21 protein-coding genes, 1 tRNA gene and 1 pseudogene are annotated in these 18,421 nt (G+C 64.8%); 9 read left to right on the top strand and 14 right to left on the bottom strand.

Annotated elements, in window-relative coordinates; all coding sequences use genetic code 11:
- Window positions 1-39 precede the first annotated feature (39 nt).
- The gene (locus NG697_RS07310; protein WP_252598409.1) at window positions 40-510 is read right to left on the bottom strand and encodes a hypothetical protein; all 471 of its coding nucleotides are present in this window, start codon (window positions 508-510) and stop codon (window positions 40-42) included.
- A gap of 243 nt (window positions 511-753) precedes the next feature.
- Between NG697_RS07310 and NG697_RS07305 the strand changes: the two genes are divergently transcribed.
- Together NG697_RS07305 and NG697_RS07300 are read left to right on the top strand one after the other, a co-directional pair.
- A complete protein-coding gene (locus tag NG697_RS07305; protein WP_252608589.1) occupies window positions 754-1,953 on the top strand; it encodes an acetyl-CoA C-acetyltransferase in 1,200 nt (399 codons plus the stop codon).
- 33 nt (window positions 1,954-1,986) lie between these two features.
- Window positions 1,987-2,484, top strand: coding sequence for an aminoacyl-tRNA deacylase (locus tag NG697_RS07300; RefSeq protein ID WP_252598411.1), 498 nt, complete (start codon window positions 1,987-1,989; stop codon window positions 2,482-2,484).
- A 134-nt stretch (window positions 2,485-2,618) separates the two neighbouring features.
- Here NG697_RS07300 and rplL read toward each other — a convergent pair whose 3' ends face one another.
- The 10 genes from rplL to NG697_RS07250 form a co-directional block, all read right to left on the bottom strand.
- Window positions 2,619-2,996, bottom strand: coding sequence for a 50S ribosomal protein L7/L12 (gene rplL, locus NG697_RS07295; protein WP_056344416.1), 378 nt, complete (start codon window positions 2,994-2,996; stop codon window positions 2,619-2,621).
- A gap of 80 nt (window positions 2,997-3,076) precedes the next feature.
- Window positions 3,077-3,676: a 50S ribosomal protein L10 gene (gene rplJ, locus NG697_RS07290; RefSeq protein ID WP_252598412.1), complete on the bottom strand. Its 600-nt coding sequence runs from the start codon at window positions 3,674-3,676 to the stop codon at window positions 3,077-3,079.
- Between the two features lie 296 nt (window positions 3,677-3,972).
- Window positions 3,973-5,091 (bottom strand): GNAT family N-acetyltransferase, encoded by a 1,119-nt coding sequence (locus tag NG697_RS07285; RefSeq protein ID WP_252613911.1) that lies wholly within the window; start codon window positions 5,089-5,091, stop codon window positions 3,973-3,975.
- Window positions 5,092-5,099: 8 nt separating this feature from the next.
- Window positions 5,100-5,549, bottom strand: coding sequence for a hypothetical protein (locus NG697_RS07280; RefSeq protein WP_252613909.1), 450 nt, complete (start codon window positions 5,547-5,549; stop codon window positions 5,100-5,102).
- A gap of 47 nt (window positions 5,550-5,596) precedes the next feature.
- On the bottom strand, window positions 5,597-6,055 hold the full coding sequence (locus NG697_RS07275) for a GNAT family N-acetyltransferase (protein ID WP_252613907.1): 459 nt from the start codon (window positions 6,053-6,055) through the stop codon (window positions 5,597-5,599).
- Window positions 6,056-6,203: 148 nt separating this feature from the next.
- Window positions 6,204-6,911 (bottom strand): 50S ribosomal protein L1, encoded by a 708-nt coding sequence (gene rplA / locus NG697_RS07270; RefSeq protein WP_058931708.1) that lies wholly within the window; start codon window positions 6,909-6,911, stop codon window positions 6,204-6,206.
- Between the two features lie 142 nt (window positions 6,912-7,053).
- Complete coding sequence (gene rplK, locus NG697_RS07265; RefSeq protein ID WP_024365990.1) at window positions 7,054-7,485, bottom strand: 50S ribosomal protein L11; 432 nt, start codon at window positions 7,483-7,485, stop codon at window positions 7,054-7,056.
- Between the two features lie 130 nt (window positions 7,486-7,615).
- Entirely contained in the window at window positions 7,616-8,482 is an 867-nt protein-coding gene (gene nusG / locus NG697_RS07260) for a transcription termination/antitermination protein NusG (RefSeq protein ID WP_252608577.1), read from the bottom strand.
- A gap of 116 nt (window positions 8,483-8,598) precedes the next feature.
- Window positions 8,599-8,883: a preprotein translocase subunit SecE gene (gene secE, locus NG697_RS07255; RefSeq protein WP_056344431.1), complete on the bottom strand. Its 285-nt coding sequence runs from the start codon at window positions 8,881-8,883 to the stop codon at window positions 8,599-8,601.
- Window positions 8,884-8,964: 81 nt separating this feature from the next.
- A tRNA-Trp gene (locus NG697_RS07250) sits at window positions 8,965-9,037 on the bottom strand.
- 274 nt (window positions 9,038-9,311) lie between these two features.
- Between NG697_RS07250 and NG697_RS07245 the strand changes: the two genes are divergently transcribed.
- Entirely contained in the window at window positions 9,312-10,529 is a 1,218-nt protein-coding gene (locus NG697_RS07245; protein ID WP_252598417.1) for a pyridoxal phosphate-dependent aminotransferase, read from the top strand.
- 143 nt (window positions 10,530-10,672) lie between these two features.
- On the opposite strand, the gene NG697_RS07240 is transcribed toward NG697_RS07245, so the two are convergent.
- Window positions 10,673-11,371: a LuxR C-terminal-related transcriptional regulator gene (locus NG697_RS07240; RefSeq protein WP_210412321.1), complete on the bottom strand. Its 699-nt coding sequence runs from the start codon at window positions 11,369-11,371 to the stop codon at window positions 10,673-10,675.
- A complete protein-coding gene (locus tag NG697_RS07235; protein WP_252613905.1) occupies window positions 11,368-12,786 on the bottom strand; it encodes an ATP-binding protein in 1,419 nt (472 codons plus the stop codon). Before NG697_RS07235 ends, NG697_RS07240 begins: the two co-directional genes overlap by 4 nt.
- A 124-nt stretch (window positions 12,787-12,910) precedes the next feature.
- Between NG697_RS07235 and NG697_RS07230 the strand changes: the two genes are divergently transcribed.
- From NG697_RS07230 to NG697_RS07205, 6 genes are all read left to right on the top strand, one after another.
- A complete protein-coding gene (locus NG697_RS07230; protein ID WP_252608562.1) occupies window positions 12,911-14,461 on the top strand; it encodes a PspC domain-containing protein in 1,551 nt (516 codons plus the stop codon).
- A 1-nt stretch (window position 14,462) separates the two neighbouring features.
- The gene (locus NG697_RS07225) at window positions 14,463-14,747 is read left to right on the top strand and encodes a hypothetical protein (protein WP_252569547.1); all 285 of its coding nucleotides are present in this window, start codon (window positions 14,463-14,465) and stop codon (window positions 14,745-14,747) included.
- A gap of 3 nt (window positions 14,748-14,750) precedes the next feature.
- Window positions 14,751-15,002, top strand: coding sequence for a PspC domain-containing protein (locus NG697_RS07220; RefSeq protein WP_056344450.1), 252 nt, complete (start codon window positions 14,751-14,753; stop codon window positions 15,000-15,002).
- Between the two features lie 197 nt (window positions 15,003-15,199).
- A complete protein-coding gene (locus NG697_RS07215) occupies window positions 15,200-15,340 on the top strand; it encodes a response regulator transcription factor (RefSeq protein ID WP_308293080.1) in 141 nt (46 codons plus the stop codon).
- Window positions 15,341-15,437: 97 nt separating this feature from the next.
- Entirely contained in the window at window positions 15,438-16,463 is a 1,026-nt protein-coding gene (locus NG697_RS07210; protein ID WP_252569560.1) for an ATP-dependent 6-phosphofructokinase, read from the top strand.
- A gap of 90 nt (window positions 16,464-16,553) precedes the next feature.
- Window positions 16,554-17,270, top strand: coding sequence for a GNAT family N-acetyltransferase (locus NG697_RS07205; protein WP_252598421.1), 717 nt, complete (start codon window positions 16,554-16,556; stop codon window positions 17,268-17,270).
- Window positions 17,271-17,307: 37 nt separating this feature from the next.
- On the opposite strand, the pseudogene NG697_RS07200 reads toward NG697_RS07205, so the two are convergent.
- Window positions 17,308-18,410: pseudogene (locus NG697_RS07200) on the bottom strand (MFS transporter); the annotation flags it as partial.
- Window positions 18,411-18,421: the final 11 nt, after the last annotated feature.

Here is an 18,421-nt window from a genome sequence, read left to right as displayed (position 1 = left end):
CTTATTGCAAGCACTGATTTCTTGATACCGGAAGCGGCATCAGAGCCGCAGCGTAACGTCCTCAGCCGTGCAGGCCTGGGCGTTTGCGAAGACAGCATCACGCACACCATCCTTGGAAGTCTGCTCGGGATCGCCGCCGCTTTTCGCGGCCGTGGAGTGGTCAAGCGCGAGGACGCTGAGCGAGGTAAACAGTCCCACCAGGTTCCCCGACACCGTGTCCTTGGCGTCCTGGGCGGCAAAGTAGATGTCCTCGTAGGCGTTGGAATCGTCCTGGATGGCCTTGTAGTCGGCGTAGAGCGAGTTGAACGTCTCGCAGGCTCCCTTAACACCGCCGGCCTGGGGCGCTGCTGACGGAATGGAAGAGCGCGACGGCGATGCGGTGGAAGGTGCCGACGTGGACGCAGTGGGGGCTGCTGTGGATGAAGTGCTGTCCGGCGCAGGAGTGGCAACGCTGCAGGCGGTGAGTCCGGCGAGGCTGGCCATGGCTGCCGCGGCGAGGATTTTCTTCAAGATGCTGCTGCTCCCTGTTTTGCGTTGCTCTGATGTTCTTGCGTCGCTCTGTTGCTTTCGTCTTCGCCGTCCACCCTACGCACCACCGCGACCTCGCGCACAACCGGCGGATGGGTAGTTCTCCCCTGGTGGCCACGGCCGGCAGGATTGGAATCATCGGCACCCCTGCGGCGTTTGGATAAATAGGTGACATGCCTCACGGTAGCCTTGGAAGTACATCGATTCAGAGCGGAAGAGATCACAATGGGCAACTCCAACGACAACACTGACGTGGTCATCCTGGCCGGTGCGCGCACCCCGCAGGGCCGGCTCAACGGGCAGTTGGCGAGCTTCACCGCCGTCGAACTGGGAGCGCACGCGATCAGGTCCGCGATTGCAGCGAGCGGCGTGGACGCCGGCCAGGTGGACGCCGTCATCATGGGCCAGGTACTGCAGGCCGGCGCCGGGCAGAACCCCGCACGCCAGAGCGCCATCGGAGCGGGAATCGGCTGGAACGTTCCGACCGTCACCATCAACAAGGTGTGCCTGTCCGGGCTGACCGCGGTGATCGACGCCGCCAGGATGATCCGCAGCGGCGACGCCACCGTCGTCGTGGCCGGCGGCCAGGAATCCATGACCCGTGCGCCTCACCTGCTGCCGGGTTCCCGCCAGGGCTGGACCTATGGCGCCATCCAGGCGCTGGATGTTGCGGCGCACGACGGCCTCACGGATGCGTTCGACGGCCAGTCCATGGGCCTGTCCACCGAAACCAAGAACCTGACCCTGGGCATTGACCGGACCTCGCAGGACAACGTGGCCGCCCACTCGCACCAGCGTGCGGCGCTGGCGGCGAAGAACGGCGTCTTCGACGACGAGATCGCACCCATCAGCGTCAAGCAGCGCAAGGGAGATCCCATCGTCGTCTCCACGGATGAAGGGGTACGGCCCAACACGTCCATCGAGTCCTTGGCCGGGCTCCGGGCCGCCTTTGTCAGCGACGGAACCATCACCGCCGGCAACTCCTCTCCCCTGTCCGACGGCGCCTCCGCACTGGTGCTGGCATCGCGCCGATTCGCGGAGGAGAACGGCCTGGAATACCTGGCTGTGGTGGGAAAGCCCGGACAGGTTGCCGGTCCGGACAATTCCCTGCATTCGCAGCCGTCCCACGCCATCATGAACGCACTGCAGCGGGCGGAATGGAGCACCGCCGACCTTGACTTCATCGAAATTAACGAAGCGTTCGGTTCGGTCGCGGTGCAGTCGCTGAAAGACCTGGACTACCCGCTGGAGAAGTGCAACATCCACGGGGGCGCCATTGCCCTGGGCCACCCGATCGGGGCGTCCGGTGCGCGGTTGGCGCTGCACGCGGCCCATGAACTCAAACGGCGGGGCAGCGGCAGGGCCGCGGTCTCCCTGTGCGGCGGCGGCGGTCAGGGCGAAGCGCTCCTGCTGTACCGGGACTGATGGCGGGCACGGAATAATGGTGGGCAGGAACTGATGGTGGGGCAGGTCCACAACGCGGGCGCCGCCGTCGGACGTCAGCGCTTCCTTGCCGACGCCGCCGCGCGCGGCTTGGACGTGCAGCTGGTGGAGCGGCTGGCCGCGCGGAGCCTCGAGGAGGCTGCCGGGATTCTGGGCATCACGCCCGCGGACATCGTGAAGTCCCTGGTGGTCAAGCACAAGGACGGGACGTTCCTGTTCGCGCTGATTCCGGGTGACCGGCAGATCTCCTGGCCAAAACTGCGGACCCTGGTGGGCGTCAACAAGCTCTCGTTGCCGCCCGCGGACGTGGCGCTTGGTGCGACCGGCTATGAACGCGGGACCATCACCCCGCTCGGCAGCACCACCGCCTGGCCGGTGTACGCGGACGCCACCATCGCCGGCCGCCGGATCTCCATGGGCGCCGGCGAACACGGCTACAGCGCGTTTGTGGACGCCGATGCGCTCACCGCAGCACTGGGCGCCGTCGTCGCCGATATCTCCGAACCGAACTAGGCACCACACGCAAGTAGGTCGCACTAACTGTCGTTTTGAGCGCTCATAACGACAGTTAGTGCGACCTACTTGGGTTAAATGCAGGAAAACCCCGCCCACCGAAGTGGACGGGGTTTTCCGTGAAGCGGCGTGAGTTACTTGAGGGTAACGGTTGCGCCGGCAGCCTGGAGCTGTTCCACTGCCTTTTCGGCAGCTTCCTTGGTGACGCCTTCGAGGACAGCCTTGGGGGCGCTGTCAACAACGTCCTTAGCTTCCTTCAGACCCAGGGAAGTGATTGCGCGAACTTCCTTGATCACTGCGATCTTCTTTTCGCCAGCTGATTCGAGGATAACGTCGAATTCAGTCTGCTCTTCAGCTTCTTCAGCTGCGCCGCCACCGGCGGGGCCAGCAACAGCAACTGCAGCTGCAGTAACTTCGAAGGTCTCTTCGAAGAGCTTGACGAACTCGGAGAGCTCGATGATGGTCAGTTCCTTGAAAGCTTCAATGAGCTCTTCGTTGGTGAGCTTCGCCATGGTGTGGCGTCCTTCCTATAGGTGGTGCTTGGCGGCCTGGGCCATTGCCTTCACACCGGAGTCTGGTGGGTGAAGAGAAACTAGTTCTCTTCGGCAGCGGGCGCTTCGGCGGGAGCCTCTGCAGCTGCTTCGGGGGCTTCGTCTGCGGCCGGAGCTTCTTCCGCGGCGGGAGCCTCGGCAACTGCCGGTGAACCGTTCGCTTCTTCGAGCTTGAGGCGCAGTGCGTCAATGGTGCGTGCAGCGGCGGCAGCAGGAGCCTTGAGGATGCCTGCAACCTTGGCGAGCTGCAGCTCGCGGGACTCGAGTGCTGCCAGGGCAGCGACTTCGCTCGCGTTCAGTGCCTTGCCCTCGAAGTAACCGGTCTTGATAACCAGCTGCTTGTTGGCCTTGGCAAAATCCGTCAGGCTCTTGGCAGCGGCAACTGCGTCACCCTTGATGAACGCGATTGCAGTGGGGCCGGAGAGCTGGTCGTTGAATGCTTCGACACCAGCTTCCTTGGCTGCAATGGCGGTCAGGGTGTTCTTGACGACCGAGAACTTGGTGTCCTGGCCGAGAGAAACACGCAGCTGCTTGAGCTGTGCAACGGTGAGCCCGCGGTATTCGGTCAGGACAGCGGCGTTCGATTCCTTGAAATCGTTAGTGATCTCAGCTACTGCTGAAACCTTTGTAGGCGTTGCCATAACCCTCCTTCCGGGGATAGTGCCGGTATGCGACGGTCCCCGCTCAGATGAGCTAAAACTAAAAAACGCCCCGCGCAGATGCACGGGGCTTGGCTCAACACGGCTTTCACTGTGGAGCGTTGCTTCGTTCACCTGCGCCGGCCGCCCTATGTTCAGGGTCCTTCGTCCAGAAATACATTTGATCTCCCGCACGCAACTGCAGAGTTGAGCTGCGTTCAGGAGAATGGATTTCCAACAACCGACGGTCTTTGGTAGTTCAAGCTTACGGGACGGCCAGCCGGACCACCAAATCGGCCTTAGCTCTTGCTGGTCCCCAGGTACGGAAGTTCCTTCTGCCAGATGCCGGTCACGCCGGCGGTGGTGAAGCCGAGCTGCTGGTTGACAGTCAGCAAGTACCTGTTCTCGGGGGCGTTCCAGGTGTAGATGACACGGGCATCGGGGAACTGCTCGGTGAGCCGCTCCATGTTGGCCACCTTGATCAGCAGCCCCAGCTTGTTCCCGCGGTGCTCATGCAGGACCAGGGTGTCGTCCTGGAACACCACATCGGGCCGGTGGGCCAGGACACTGATGGTGGTCAGGCCCACCAGGGCCCCGGTGGCCAGATGCTCGACGGCGGTGACCACCGTCCGCCGCCCCTGCGCGATGGTGACCTCTTCGGCCTCGCGGAGGATGCCGCCGTCGAACACCATGTCCTGCTCAACGGGAGTCTCAAGGGAAGGATCGACGTCGGCGCCCGCCTGGTTCTCAAGCACGGCCACGGCTTCCAGCCACTCATCCGGGCAACGGTCCGTCCAGTGATGGAGCCGGTACCGCGCGTTGTTGGCTTCATCCGCCTCGGCCTGGAGATCGGCCACGAGTTTGGTGTCCAGCGGCAGTGCACAGGAGCTGAACTGTTCGATGTGCTGAAGCGTGTAGCCCGTCCGGCGCGCGAATTCGACTTCTCGGCTGTCCAACGGCACAAAGCCCTGGCCTGAACCCGGCACCAGCTGGGCCGTCTCGAACTCGTGCAGGGACGCGCCGGGATGGTTGGTGTCAACGAGGATCAGCGTGCGGCCCTCGCTGCGCGCCAGGTGTTCAGCCGCGAGGAGCAGCTTGCGGCCCACTCCCTGGCGCTGGAATTCCGGCAGGATGTCCAGGGTGAACTCCGCCATGTCCAGGTTGTCGGTCAGCGGCAGGGCAATGTCCACCGTGCCGATGATCTGTTCTCCGGCCTTGGCCACCAGGATGACCTGGCGCTCATAGGGATCGGCCAGCTCCAGGAGCTTCTCCAGCGGCGTGTACGCGAGGTCGTCGCTGCCCCAGGTCTGCATCCGTACCTTGCGGCCCACCTCCACGGCAGCCAGGAAATCCACCGCGTCAGGTGCGTCCAGGGTGTCCGGGATCCACAGCTGCTCTATCCGTACGTCTTCTGCCATAAGGTGCGTCATCCCAGCCGTTTCTGCCATTCGCCCTCATAACCAGCAGGTTTGAATCCAAGCAAATTATTTATCGCCAGCATATGCCGGTTTTCCACTGCGTTCCATGTCAGCACCGACCGCGCCGCCGGCCATCGATGCTGGGCGGCTCGAAGGTTCGCGGCCTTGATCAGCAATCCCAGCCTCTTCCCGCGGTGCCTGGCAGGGTCCCAGTCCCCGGCTTCCCAGTCCAGTCCGGCAATGGGGACATCCTTGCTCATCCGGTTCTTGAGAACTGCGCATTCAGCCAGGAGTTCGTCAGGACACGTATCAGACCAGCCCACCAGGACGTAGCCGGTTGCCCGTGAACACGCCTCCATCTCCAGCGTGTCCAGCTGGTTCGCCGGGACCGGCAGCGTTAGCCGGCTAGACCTCTCCACCTGCTCAAGTTCGTAGCCCGCACCGGCTGCAAAGGCCACGGCAGGATCATCTGCGGGGAGCCCGACCGCGCCGGATTTGGCGGGGATCAACCGGGCCGCGTTCTCCACCGGCCCGGCGGGCAGCTCACAGTACGCATCCAAGGAAGTGCGGCGCTGTCCGCGGCCACCGCCTCGGCGTGCTCCAGCAGCCGGCGGCCCCAACCCCGCCGCCGGAAGGCTGCCGCCACGTCCACCATGATCCCTGCCGTGGACGTGTTCTCACGCAGGGGCAGGGTTACGGAGCAGGTACCCACGGTTTCCTGGCCCAGCCGTGCTACGAAAAGGCGGCGTTCCTCATACTCATTGCCGCGCCAGTATTCCAGGCTCTCCATGGCCGTGGGGCAGCGGTCCAGGTCACCCCATTTCTCCAGTTCATGCTTCTCGCGCAGGGCGTGGCACTCGAAGAAGTCCATCACGCCGCCGGTGCCGCCGGCACTGTGGTCTGTCCCGGCGTCGAGCGCTGAAGGAATGGCCCCTGCGGTGATCATCAGCTGCTGACCGGTCATGCCCCATCCTAACCATCCGTTGGGTTTGGTCGAGGGCAGGCGGAGGCCGTTTGGTCCAGGGTCCTTGGGTAAGCAAAAGGACCGTCCGGCGCAGTGCCGGACGGTCCTTAGGTGTGCCGGGATAAGCCGGCCGAAGTGCTGTTGAGGACTAGACCTCGGTCAGGACCTTCGTGACGTTGGGGTCGACGGAGATGCCGGGACCGAACGTGGTGGCCACGGTGGCCTTCTGGATGTACCGGCCCTTGGAAGCGGACGGCTTCAAACGAAGCACCTCTTCCAGTGCTGCTGCGTAGTTCTCGGCCAGCTTGATGGCGTCGAAGGAAACCTTTCCGATGATGAAGTGCAGGTTCGAGTGCTTGTCGACGCGGAAGTCGATCTTGCCACCCTTGATGTCGTTGACAGCCTTGGCCACGTCTGCGGTCACGGTGCCGGTCTTCGGGTTCGGCATCAGGTTACGGGGACCCAGGACCTTACCAAGACGGCCAACCTTGCCCATGAGGTCAGGGGTGGCTACGGCTGCATCGAAGTCGGTCCAGCCGGCTGCGATCTTTTCGATCAGGTCATCGGAACCAACAAAGTCGGCGCCGGCAGCGATTGCTGCCTCAGCCTTGTCGCCCGTTGCGAAGACCAGGACGCGGGAGACCTTACCGGTGCCGTGGGGCAGGATAACGGTGCCGCGGACCATCTGGTCAGCTTTGCGAGGGTCAACGCCCAGGCGGAAGGCAACCTCAACGGTGGCGTCGAACTTGGACGGGTTGGTGTCCTTGGCGAGCGTTACTGCCTCGAACGGCGCGTAGAAGTTCTCCGCGTCGATCTTGGCGGCTGCTGCCTCATATGCTTTGCTGCGCTTTGCCATGCTGCTTATTTCTCCTTGTGCAGTTGTGGTCTGCGGACCGCGCTGGGCCCTGCCACAGCCGAGGATCCTGGGAGGACCCTGCGGCATTACGGTTTGTGCCGGTTGTCCGGCAGTGGTGCCGGTTTCCCGACGGTGAAGGCTATTAGCCCTCTACGGTGATACCCATGGAGCGGGCGGTACCGGCGATGATCTTCGCTGCGCCTTCGAGGCTGGTGGCGTTGAGATCTTCCATCTTGGTGGTGGCGATCTCGTTGACCTGGGCCTGGGTCAGCTTGGCAACCTTGACGGTGTGCGGGGTGGGTGAACCCTTGGCAACGCCTGCAGCCTTCTTGATGAGCTCTGCAGCCGGCGGGGTCTTGGTGATGAACGTGAAGGAACGGTCTTCGTAGACCGTGATTTCCACGGGGATAACGTTTCCGCGCTGGGCTTCTGTGGCAGCGTTGTACGCCTTGCAGAATTCCATGATGTTGACACCGTGCTGGCCAAGCGCAGGACCGATCGGCGGGGCCGGGTTAGCGGCGCCTGCCTGGATCTGCAGCTTGATGAGGCCGGTGACCTTCTTCTTGGGAGCCAATGTAAGGTCCTTCTCTCAATATCTTCCTGGGACACAGGAGCGTGCCTCAGGTTGTTGGCCGCCATGGCGAGGCGACCGGCCGTTCCGGGGCTGCTAAGCGGGCAGTCCGGAACGAATTCTGTGCGGGTAACTAGATCTTGCTGACCTGGTTGAATGCCAGCGTGACCGGGGTTTCGCGTTCGAAGATCGACACGAGCACCACGAGGGTCTGGGATTCCACCTTGATCTCGGAGATCGTGGCGGGGAGGGTCTCGAACGGACCTTCCTTGACGATGACCGATTCGCCGACCTCGAAGTCGACGTCGATCTGGGCGGCAGCGTGCTTGACGGGCTTGCCCTTTTCGGCCTGCTCTTCTTCGAAGACCGGCGCGAGCATGGAGAAGACTTCGTCGAGGCGCAGCGGCACCGGGTTGTGGGCGTTGCCCACGAAGCCGGTAACACCGGGAGTGTGGCGGACGGCGCCCCAGGAGGCATCCGTCAGGTCCATGCGGACCAGGACGTAGCCGGGGATCCGGACGCGGTTGATGACCTTGCGCTGAGCGTTCTTGATCTCAACGACCTCTTCCATGGGCACCTGGATTTCGAAGATGTAATCTTCCATGTCCAGGGTCTGGATGCGGGTCTCAAGGTTGGCCTTGACGCGGTTTTCGTAGCCGGCGTAGGAGTGGATGACGTACCAGTCACCCTCCTGGCGGCGCAGCTTGGCTTTGAATTCGTCGGCGGGGTCAACCTCGGCCTTGGCGGCCGCGGCTGCCAGGGCGTCTGCATCAGCGTCGTCGCCCTCCGAGTCGCCCTCAGCAGGTTCGCCTTCTACGGCGTCACCCTCTGAATCGGCACCCTCTGAATCGTCTGAATCGTCGGCGGAATCGGCGTCGGCGGATTCGGGCGCAGCGGACTCAACCTCGGACTCTTCACCGGCTTCAGCCGTGGGGGCCGCCGTGTTGTCCGTGGACTCTTCCAGCTCAGTCTCGGTTACCTCGAGCTCCTGCTCAGACACTTGGTCTCCTGCTTCCTCATTGCCTAACATGCCTATTTAAATGGCTCAATTCCGCACACCGCGTGGATTCTTCCGGTTTACCCGGACAAGGCCACGCGGCCTGCGGACGATATGCCTTAGCGGTCCCCGGGAGCTATCCCGCCGAAGACCCAGCTGACCGCGGTTCCAAAACCGATGTCCAGCAGGCTGACGATCACCATCATGATGGCCACGAACACCAGCACCACGAGCGTGTAGTTGATCAGTTCCTTGCGGGTTGGTGCAACAACCTTCTTCAGTTCGCCGATGACCTGGCGAATGAAGAGTGCAATACGAGCGAAGAAGTTTGCCTTGGCGTCCTTCTTAGCTGGGCGGCCCTTGGAGCTGCTGGCAGCTGTTTCGGTCACCTGGTCCTCGCTCATCTTTGCAATGTTGGATTACCCGGTTCTGATCAGAACCATGGTTGCTGCGCTTGCTCCGGCATTCCGCCGGAACAGCTTGCGCAGGGCAGACAGGACTCGAACCTGCAACCTGCGGTTTTGGAGACCGCTGCGCTACCAATTGCGCCACTACCCTATGGATCGAAAACAGCATCCTGACAAACTTCCGCAGTTTGCACTGGGGCGCACGTCATCATCCGTGTTTTCAACACCGGAGAACCAGTCTACGCAACAACTTCGTCTACGTCGAACCAGCCTCATTCCGGACCGTCCAATCCGCCCTGGTGGGTGACTTGACCTGCAGTCACATCCACGCCGGCAGCCCGAACGATCCGCTGAACAGCATAGAGTAGACCACGTCGAATTCCACCATTCAGCCTCCGGGCTGCAAGCGAAGAACGGACCCTGCCATGTCTGCCGCCCGCGTTTCCAAGCGCATTTCCGCTATTGCCGAATCCGCAACCCTGGCCGTTGATGCCAAGGCCAAGGCGCTGAAGGCAGCTGGCCGGCCCGTTATTGGCTTCGGGGCAGGGGAACCGGACTTCCCCACCCCGGACTACATCGTCAAGGCGTCGATTGAGGCCGCCGGCCAGCCCAAGTACCACCGCTACTCCCCCGCCGCCGGCCTGCCGGAGCTCAAAAAAGCCATCGCCGAGAAGACTCTCCGCGACTCCGGCTACGCCGTGGATCCGTCCCGGGTGCTGGTGACGAACGGCGGCAAGCAGGCCGTGTACAACACCTTCGCCACGCTGTTGGATCCGGGCGACGAAGTGATTGTCCCCACGCCGTTCTGGACCACCTACCCGGAGGCCATCAGGCTCGCCGGCGGTGTCCCCGTTGAGGTGTTCGCCGGACCTGAGCAGGACTACCTGGTCACCGTTGAGCAGCTTGAGGCCGCGGTGACGGACAAGAGCAAGATCCTGCTGTTTGTCTCGCCGTCCAACCCCACCGGCTCCGTCTACAGCCCCGAGCAGGTCGCCGAAATCGGCAAGTGGGCCGCCGCCAAGGGGCTCTGGGTGGTCACCGACGAGATCTACGAGCACCTGACGTACGACGGCGTCCCGTTCACCTCCATCGCCACCGCAGCCCCGGAACTGGGCGACAAAGTGGTCATCCTCAACGGCGTCGCCAAGACCTATGCGATGACCGGCTGGCGCGTCGGCTGGATGATCGGCCCGGCCGACGTCATCAAGGCAGCCACCAACCTGCAGTCGCACGCCACCTCCAACGTTTCTAACATCATGCAGATCGCAGCCCTCGCCGCGGTCTCCGGACCGCTGACCGCCGTCGACGAGATGAAGGTGGCATTTGACCGCCGCCGCAAGGCGATCGTTGCCGGCCTGAACGCGATCGACGGTGTTGAATGCCCGACGCCGAAGGGTGCGTTCTACGTCTACGCGGACGTCCGTGCGCTGCTGGGGAAGGAATTCCCGACGGCGGCAGGCACCGCAACGCCGTCGACCTCCGCCGAACTGGCTGCTTTGATCCTGGATGAGGTTGAAGTTGCCGTGGTACCGGGTGAGGCGTTCGGCCCTTCAGGCTACCTGCGGCTCTCCTACGCCCTGGGCGACGATGACCTCGCCACCGGCGTCGCCCGGCTCCAGGACTTCCTGGGCCAGGCCAAGTAGGGACGCTCTCTCACTTCCTGCAGGAAATACTCAAACGCTCTATCACTTCCTTTAGGAGTGATAGAGCGTTTGCGCTTAAGCCGCATCAAGTGAGAGAGCGTTGGGGAAAAAGGCACTTTATGTGAGAGAGCGTCCGGGGTGGGCTAGAGGAGGCGGCGTTCGGCGGCCCACTTGGTCAGCTCGTGTCGGCTGGAGAGCTGGAGTTTGCGCAGCACCGCTGAGACGTGGGTTTCCACGGTTTTGATGCTGATGAACAGCTCCTTGGCCACCTCCTTGTAGCTGTAGCCCCGGGCGATCAGACGCATCACTTCAAGCTCGCGGGCAGACAGCCTGTCCAGCTCGTCGTCGGCAATATCGGCCGGAGCGGTGCCGAAGGCGTCCAGCACGAAGCCGGCCAGCCGGGGCGAGAACACAGCGTCGCCACCGGCGACTCGGAACACGGCGTCGGTGATCTCGGCCCCGGAAATCGTCTTGGTGACATACCCCCGGGCACCGGCGCGGATGACTGACACCACGTCCTCGGCGGCGTCGGAGACGCTCAGGGCCAGGAACTTGGTGGTGGCCAGGAGCGACGCGGAACCCGCGATGACTTCCCGGCCGCCGCCACCCAGACCACCGGGCAGGTGCACGTCCAGGAGCACCACCTCCGGACGCTCCTGCGCGATCACCGCGATGGCCTGCTCAACCGTTGCCGCTTCCCCCACTACTTGGATGCTCTCAGAGAGGTCGGCCTTGAGTCCCGAGCGGAAGATGGCGTGATCGTCCACGATGACCACCCTGACCGGCGTTGCGGGGCGGATGGGCCCGGTCCCCTGTATGCCGGTCCCCTGTACGTTGTTCATGATTTCCCTTCCGCGTTTTCCGGTTGGAGTGCCGGCATTCCCAGCCGCACCTCAGTGCCGTTGGGCGTGCTGGTGATGGAGGCGGACCCGCCGTGGCGTTTCATGCGTCCGATGATCGATTCGCGGACACCGAGACGGTCTTCGGGCACCTCCTGCAGGTCGAAGCCCGGCCCCCAGTCCTTGATGAAGATTTCCGTCCGACCATCGGAAACTTCGAGGTAGACAGAGACGGTCCCGCCGCCGTGCCGGGAGGCATTGAGCATCGCCTCACGGCTGGCCTGGACCAGGGCTTCATGGGATTCGGTCATGGCTGTGTCCCCGACGCTCACCACCTCCACAGCGTTGCCGAGCGAGTCTTCCACTTCGGCACCCACGGCCTTGATGCGGTCCGAAAGCTGGCCCGCCTCCTTACCCGGGTCCTGGAACAGCCAGCTCCTGAGCTCACGTTCCTGCGCCCGGGCGAGCCGGACAACGTCGTGCTCGTTTCCCGCCCGCCGCTGGATCAGGGCGAGGGTCTGGAGGACGGAATCGTGCAGGTGGGCAGCGATCTCGGCCCGCTCCGTTTCACGGATACGGCCCGCCCGCTCAGTTTCCAGGTCCCGCCAGAATTTGAGGGCCCACGGAAGAAGTACCAGCACCACGCCGCCCAGCACCGACACCGACGCCAGCAGCGCCAGCCAGGTCTGTTCCCAGGATCCGGAACCGGACACCATCACCAGCACGCCGGCAACCACCAGCGCCAGACCGGCGGCCAGGCGCGCCCAGCCGCCTGCCTGATCGGCCTTGGTTTTGTCCACGAGCCCCGCGCGGCGGGTTTCGTCGAGCTGCATCCAGGCGATGGCTGCACCGCCCAGCACGGCAGCCGCGGGGATAAGGGTCTCCAGGGGCACGTCCACGCCCAGGAGCCGGGCAATCATGATGCCCGCCACGAGGAGGAGTCCGGCGCCCAGCAGAATCTCCTTGCCATAACGCATGCTGCGGACCCGGAACCACGGCGGCCGCACGGGGGCCCCGTAGCTCGAACCGTAGCCGGCAGCGGGCCCGCCGGAAACACCCCCCGGGGCGAAAGCACCGGCGTCGGGATTTCCCCACCAGGGAGCGGCCGCGGGCGAGCCCTGCGACGGCGCCGCCGAGTGCGGCCCGGCGCTGAATGCCGGGTCAAGGCTGACGGCCGGGGCAATGGGCGACGCCGGACGCCTGGCATTGCGCCGGGCACTTTCGTCGGCGGTGGGGACCATGATCCACAGCCACGCATAGAAGGCCAACCCGGCGCCACCGGCGAGCGTCGCGAGTGCCATGCCGATCCGCACGCTTTTCACCGGCCAGCCCAGATGCGCCGCGAGGCCGGCACAGACGCCCGCGATGACGCGGTCGCTGCTGCGGACAAGCGGTGGGCGGGTGAGGGCGGTGGTCATGTGTCAATCCAAGCACGGATCAGGGTTCCCCGGACCCGATTCCGGCCTGAACCGGGGGTAACTCAGGGGCGAGTCAGGGTGTTCCCCAGTAGAGCTGCGCCGCCCCGGACGGCAGGATCGAAGTATGAACTCCCAGACCCCCACCCCCGATGACGGCCAGCCCACCGAACCGCTCCCCCCAAGCGACCCGGACCAGCCGACCGAACCCCTGCTGCCACCCCCGGCTGCTTCGCAGGACACACCCCCGACCGCCGGTCCCTATGCCGGCCCGTACGCAAGCCCGCATGCCGGCCCGTATTCCGGCCCGTACTCCAGCGCCAAAGCGCCGGGGCAGTCCGGTGACTTCTTCACCTGGGTCCGGAGCCACGGTATCCAGCGCGGACGCGACCGGTGGATCGGCGGTGTCTCCAGCGGCATCGCGCACCGGATGGGCATCGATCCGCTGATTGTCCGCGGCATCTTCATTGTCCTCACCCTCTTCGCCGGAATCGGCGTCCTGCTCTACGGCCTGGCCTGGGCAGTCCTTCCCGAACCCGACGGGCGCATCCACGTCCAGGAAGCCGGCGCCGGCCGCTGGTCCAGCGGCATGACAGGCGCCCTGATCACCACTGTGGTGGGGCTCACCGGGCTGGGCGGCGGATTCTGGGGCTGGAGCCGCAACGGCTTCGGCGGATTCCTCTGGACCGTCTTCTGGGTGGGCGGCGCCATCTACTTCATCTACTACCTGACCCAACGCAACAAGGCCCGGAATGGAGCTCCCATGAACGCCGCACCGCAGCCGGCCGGCGCAAACTCCGGTTACTCGGCCGACCCCACCGCCCCCTATGCCTCGCCGTTTGCGGCCACGGATTCCGCCTCTGCCCGCACGTCGAGCACGTCCGGCGCGACCGGCAGCGCGCCTTACCTTCCGGTCCCGCCGTCGAGCGTCAACCCGCCTTACGGTGGGGGCAGCTACGGCGGCGGCAGCTACGGCGGGGGCGGCAGCGACGGCGGTGCCTACGGCGGCTACCAGCCTCCACAGGGCCCGGCACGCGCACCCAAGGTCCGCCCGTCCGGCCCCGGCGCCCCGGCAGTAGCCATTACAGCCGGAACAGCGCTCCTGGTGGGTGGCGGGCTCAAAGCCCTGGACGCCGGCAACGTGATCAACCTCGGCGACGCCGCCAACGCGATCGTCTGGGCCAGCGGTGCAGCCGTCCTGGGCCTGGGCATCCTGGTCGCGGGCCTGCGCGGCAGGACGTCCGGAATCCTCGGATTCTTCGCCGTTGTTGCCCTGGTGATTGGCAGCATCTTCAACGTTGTGGGCAACGGCGACAGGGTCCGCTTCACCCAGGTCGACTGGGCACCGACGAGCCAGCAGCAGGCGGCCGATGGCTTCAGCGTCACCGGCGGCAGGGGAACCGTTGACCTCACCCAATTGGGCGCGCAAGCCCCGCTGGACTCAGAAGTCGTGGTTCCCCTGGACATCACGGCGAGCAACGTCACCGTGATCCTCCCCAGCAACATTCCCGTGGACGTGAGGGCAGACATGACGCTGGGGAACCTCAACGAAGGCACCAACCACCGGGGCGGCATTACCTCCCAGGAAACCAGCTACAACACCGACAAGCCAGGCGGCCACCTGATCATCCGGATCGACGGCACCCTCAGCAACGTCACCATCCAGGAAGGAAACTGACATGAGCAGCTTCGATCCGGCACCGGATTCGTCTACCCCGCAAACCCCGACGACGGTGCACACCGACGCGGCCGGACCCTCACCCACACGGGTGGGCACGATAGTCTGGGGCCTGATCGTGATGGCGCTGGCCGCCCTGATCATCATCGCCCAGTTGGGCGTGGTAACCCTGAACGGCACCTACGTACTGATCGGCCTTATGATCGGCGCCGGCGCCGCGCTGGTGATCGGCGGGCTGCTTTCGGCCCGAAAGCGTGACAATGAACCCACAACAGGGAAGTCTTGAACCATGGACAAGTTCTTCAGCATCGTCAGGGGCTTCGGCCTGAAACGTGGACCCCAACGCTGGCTGGGAGGTGTGTGCGGCGGCATTGCAGCAAAGCTCAACGTGGATGTGGCATTCGTCCGGATCGCTTTCCTGGTCTTCTGCCTCCTCCCCGGCCCCGCCGTCGTCCTCTACATCGCAGCGTGGCTGGTCCTTCCTGACCAGCAGAACTCCATCCCGCTGCAGAAATTCCTGGACCGCCGCTCCATCAGCTGACCTCAGGTCAGAACCGCAAGGCCCCCGCTCCCCGGAGAGTTCCTTCCAGGAGCGGGGGCCTTTCTCCTGTCCTTGTCCACCGGCCGGCGGACAACAGATTCAACCGGCCGGGCCTGTTGACCGGCACCCCGGGACTGCAACGCTGGAAGCATGAACACTTCCCTCATCCCCGGGCAGCGGCAATCGCCTGATGCCATCTGAGCAATCCCGAGGTGGCCACCGCGCTCCATATCGCCGAGGCGACGGTCAAGACCCACCTGCTGCGGATCTTCAACAAGCTGGACGTGGACGACAGGACCCGTGCCGTGGTCCTTCCCATGGAGCGGGGCGTTTTGTAACCGGTTTGTGTCGTAACGCACACCGCCGACTACAATCTAGGTGAGCTCAGCGTGGCGCTCTGCCTGTAAACCTTCACACCAGGATTTGAGCCGAGACATGAAAATTGGAATTCTTACCAGCGGCGGCGACTGCCCCGGACTGAACGCTGTCATCCGCGGAGCCGTCCTCAAGGGCATCGCCATCCACGGCCACGAATTCGTGGGGTTCCTGGACGGCTGGCGGGGTGTCGTCGAAGGCGACATCATCGACATCCCCCGCAGCATGGTCCGCGGCATCGCCAAGCAGGGTGGCACCATCCTGGGCACCTCCCGCACCAACCCCTTTGAAAACGGCGGCGGGCCGGAGGTCATCAAGGCCCACATGGACCGCCTCGGCATCGACGCCATCATCGCTATAGGCGGCGAAGGGACCCTCGCGGCCGCGAAACGCCTTACCGACGTCGGTCTCAAGATCGTGGGTGTCCCCAAGACCGTGGACAACGATCTTGACGCCACCGACTACACGTTCGGTTTTGATACGGCCGTCCAGATCGCCACCGAGGCCATCGACCGGCTCCGGACCACGGGCGAGTCCCACCACCGCTGCATGATCGCCGAGGTCATGGGCCGCCACGTTGGTTGGATTGCCCTGCACGCCGGCATGGCCGCCGGCGCCCACGCCATCCTGATCCCCGAGCAGAAGGTCAGCATCGAGCAGATCACCGAATGGGTCCAGGAAGCCCATGACCGTGGCCGCGCCCCGTTGATTGTTGTTGCCGAGGGCTTTGTTCCGGACCACATGGAATCCCCGCACTCCGAGCGCGGCCTGGACACGTTCGGCCGGCCCCGTCTGGGCGGCATCGCGGACCAGCTCGCCCCCGAGATCGAAGCCCGCACCGGCATCGAGACCCGTGCCACGATCCTGGGGCACATCCAGCGCGGCGGCGTCCCGTCCGCGTTCGACCGTGTGCTCGCCACCCGCCTGGGCATGGCCGCAATCGACTCCGTGGTGGAGGGCTACTGGGGCACCATGGTGGCCCTCAAGGGCACCGACATTGTACACGTGAGCTTCGACAAGGCCCTGGGCCAGCTGAAGACCGTACCGCAGAACCGCTACGACGAGGCTGCGGTCCTGTTCGGCTAAGCCTGATCAGCGCGAACGGACACTTGAGGCCCTCCGCTGTGGGGCCTCAAGTGTCCGTTCGCGCTTCCCTGTGCTGGGTAGGCTGGGGATATGACTCTTGACCCCGGTTCCGCCGCCATCATCCAGCTCGCTTGGGCCCGGCATTTGGGGCTCGACGACGGCGCTTTCGCTGCGTCGCTGACTTCCGGCGAGCGTTTGGTCAGGGCCGACGACGCTGCAGGGACTGTGGAGTTCGTCAGGCTGTTCGGCAGCTCGGCACTGGTGGGACCCCAATGGGTCATTGACGCCGCCGCCGGAATTCCGGATGAGGAGATGGCCCAGCATGTGACCCTCCTGACCCTGACCCGGTCCCACGGAGGCCACGGCCTCGGCGCCGCGGCATTGTTCTTCGCCGACGACCTGCCCCTTCGCCAGCCCTCCGAAGAGCTGACCGTGTCCCACGGAAACCCGGAGGCGATCGAGCTGGAAGGCCTGTGCCCGCCGGACGACGTCAACGAAGTGCACCTGTCAGAACTTGGGCACCGCTACACGATTCTCCACGAGGTGGACGGGCGGCGCTTCCCGGTGGCCTGCGGCGCCTACGGGGAATGGGAAGGACTTCTCGCGCAGATGGGAGTCCTGGTGGACCCCGAGTGGCGGCGACGCGGGCTCGGATCGGTGGCCGCATCGATCGCCGCCCACGCGGCCCTCGCGGCGGGCCTCACCGTCCAGTGGCGCGCCGAGGTCAGCAACACCGGCGCCGTGGCCCTGGCGCGGCAGCTGGGCCTGTCCACCGGCGGCATCCAGACCAGCGTGCACCTGGGCTGACGCCGCCTGGGACGGCTGCCTACTTTTGGGACGCCGCCTAGGACGCCCGGGTGGCACCCTCTACGGCCGGAGCCGCCGGCTGACCGCCCCAGCCCGCTGCTACCTTGGGCTTGGCGAAGAACAGTGCCACGGCTGCGCCCACCAGGATCACACCGGCAGGAAGCAGGATGGACTGTCCCATCGCCGTCGAGAATCCCTCATGGGGCGCCTCAGGCAACAGTCCGGAGAATTCCATTCCGCCGGACCCGGAACCTTGCGCGGGAAGCTCCGCGGCCAGGCGCGCCTGGATGAGCACGGCGAGGGCCGCGCTGCCCAGTACCGCGCCGATCTGACGGGTGGTGTTGTAGACCCCGGAACCTGCCCCGGCCTGACGCGGGGGCAGATTGCGCGTGGCCGTGGAGCTCAGGGGCGCCCAGATACCGGCATTCGCGAACCCCAGGACAGCACTGGGCAGGAGAAAGAGCAGGATGGGGGTATCCGGGTGCATCAGGTGAAGCCAACGGTGGTGATGCCGATGTTTGCCAAGGAGAAATTGCGGTCCCGGAACAGGCCCAGCGGCAGGAGCGGCTCGCCCTTGTTGAAGCGCTGCCAGAGTATGAACGCCCCAAGGACCAGCAGGCCGGAGATGATGAGACCCCAGACGCTGACGGGGCCAACGATGGTCCCCCAGTTGTACGTCTCGCCTTCCTGGATGCCGAACACCAGGAGGAACAGCCCGGCGGCGCTGAGCAGCACGCCCGGGATGTCGAACTTATGGGGGTCCGTGCTGAGGGTGGGGACGAACCGCCAGGCGAGGATAAATCCAACGATGCCGACCGGCACGTTGATGAAGAAGATCCATTCCCAGCCGAGGCTGTCCACGATCAGGCTGCCCAGGATTGGTCCCCCCAGCGTTGCCAGGCCCGCGGTGGCGCCCCACAGGCCCATGGCGGCGCCCCTTCGGTCCGGCGGGAAGATCCTGGTGATCACCGCCATGGTCTGCGGCGTCATGATGGCGGCGCCCAGGCCCTGGAAGATCCGGGCCGTGATCAGCGTCTGGACGTCACCGGCCAGCCCGCACCAGAGGGAGGCGAGCGTGAAGACCACGAGGCCGGAGAGGTAGAGCTTCTTGGGTCCGAAGCGGTCGCCGAGCCGGCCAGTGCCAAGGCCGC

This window comes from Pseudarthrobacter raffinosi, assembly GCF_023913835.1.
GTDB lineage: Bacteria > Actinomycetota > Actinomycetes > Actinomycetales > Micrococcaceae > Arthrobacter > Arthrobacter raffinosi.
The sequence above is the reverse complement of the archived record's forward strand: the minus strand, read 5'-3'. Positions and strand labels throughout refer to the sequence as shown.